The organism is Vibrio sp. Vb1554, assembly GCF_033344235.1.
The window spans coordinates 1-1093 of sequence record NZ_JAWPOJ010000399.1; the positions used below are offsets into that span (position 1 = coordinate 1).

Sequence of the window (1093 nt, forward strand, 5' to 3'; positions counted from 1 at the left end):
GCTCAACGTGGGCGATGTCGTGCATATTGCGCCTGGCACTAAGCATTGGCATGGCGCAGCTAAAGACAGCTGGTTTTCACATGTAGCAATAGAAATACCCGCTGAAGGAGCAAGCAATGAGTGGTGTGAACCCGTGACGGACGAAGAGTACGCAGAGCTTGGCTAATTGAACGCTAACTTAGGACGTCGGAGATCTGACAATGACAGGCAAGCCAAGTAAATATCAAACTTACATGAGCGTAAAGATTGCGCTCATTGGTGTCGCTTTTATGGCTCTTCAAGTCGCTTCGGCGCGTGGTCAACTAACGGAAGGTTCTGACGATGATCGCGATTAAAACTTCAATCAAGTCCATATTAATTTGGGTACTGACTATGACAACGATATCCGCTGTTATGCCTGCTTTTGCAACAGATAAATTGAGTAATAAAGAACGAGCCATCGTTCCAATCGCGGCTTTCACCGCAAGCGGTGACGTAGAAAAACTCAAGATTAGCCTGAATGATGGTTTAGAAAGCGGCTTAACGATCAATGAGATTAAAGAAGTTCTCGCTCAACTATACGCTTACGCAGGTTTTCCCCGCAGTTTGAATGGATTGGCTGCTTTTATGGATGTGGTTGAAGTGCGCAAAAATCGTGGTATTACCGACATATTAGGGCGTGAATCGACGCAGTTGACGGCAGATAAAAGCAGCTTAGAGCTAGGCAGTCAGAACCAAACCACGCTGGTCGGTATGCAAGTCAAAGGCCCGCTGTTCGACTTCTCACCTCAAATAGATCAGTACTTAAAAGCCCATTTGTTTGGTGACATTTTCGCGCGTGACCTCCTGACGTGGAAACAACGAGAAATTGCCACGATTGCAGCGCTGGCAAATATCAAAGGAGTGAACAGCCAGCTTGCGGCTCACTACAACATCAGCATGAATAATGGCGTGTCTGCCGAAGAACTGAATGATTTCATTCTGGTTTTAAAGCAGTGCTGTGGTGAAAGTATTGCGAGTAATGCTCAATCTGTACTGGATTCGGTGTTAGACGCCAAAAACTGATTGTTTTGGGTTTGGGAGATGTGTTCAATCGCTTTCTACACTAAGTAAC

2 protein-coding genes and 1 pseudogene are annotated in these 1093 nt (G+C 45.8%); all 3 read left to right on the forward strand.

Annotated features, from left to right (window positions below):
- Positions 1-166: pseudogene (locus tag R8N28_RS26590) on the forward strand (cupin domain-containing protein); the annotation flags it as partial.
- 34 nt (positions 167-200) lie between these two features.
- Complete coding sequence (locus R8N28_RS26595; RefSeq protein ID WP_020838316.1) at positions 201-335, forward strand: hypothetical protein; 135 nt, start codon at positions 201-203, stop codon at positions 333-335.
- Between the two features lie 58 nt (positions 336-393).
- A complete protein-coding gene (locus R8N28_RS26600; protein ID WP_318183838.1) occupies positions 394-1044 on the forward strand; it encodes a carboxymuconolactone decarboxylase family protein in 651 nt (216 codons plus the stop codon).
- Positions 1045-1093 lie beyond the last annotated feature (49 nt).

Excerpts from the sequence above, each read along its gene's own strand:
- R8N28_RS26600 (WP_318183838.1), top strand. The coding sequence starts at position 394 with ATGCCTGCTTTTGCAACAGATAAATTGAGTAATAAAGAACGAGCCATC.
- R8N28_RS26595 (WP_020838316.1), top strand. The coding sequence starts at position 201 with ATGACAGGCAAGCCAAGTAAATATCAAACTTACATGAGCGTAAAGATT.